Source organism: Pauljensenia sp. UMB3104, assembly GCF_030217285.1.
Taxonomy (GTDB): Bacteria; Actinomycetota; Actinomycetes; order Actinomycetales; family Actinomycetaceae; genus Pauljensenia.
This window is the reverse complement of sequence record NZ_JASONN010000535.1, coordinates 1-242: the sequence shown is the minus strand read 5'-3', so window position 1 is coordinate 242 and position 242 is coordinate 1. Positions and strand designations below refer to the sequence as shown.

Below are 242 nucleotides of genomic sequence, written 5' to 3'. Positions count from 1 at the left end.
CCATCGGGGCGCAGATTCCAAGAGCCCCGGAAGACTGGTACGACCATGCCTGCGCGCCAGAACGGTCAGGCACATGGCGCACGTCGCCCGCACGCACATCACAAGGCTTCTATTCTGACGCAAACATTCGCCACCTCGTCCGCTTCGCCGCTCAGCGCAATATCCGCATCATCCCGGAGATCTCGATTCCTTCCTGCGCCGGTGCCGCAATCCGCGCATACCCGCACGTGGGAAACCCCGCC

The 242-nt window shown here is 63.6% G+C and carries 1 protein-coding gene; it reads left to right on the top strand.

Annotated features, from left to right (window positions below):
* Positions 1 to 2 precede the first annotated feature (2 nt).
* Positions 3 to 242, top strand: a 240-nt coding sequence (locus QP415_RS12700; protein ID WP_336620010.1) for a family 20 glycosylhydrolase, incomplete at its 3' end; no start/stop codon positions are given.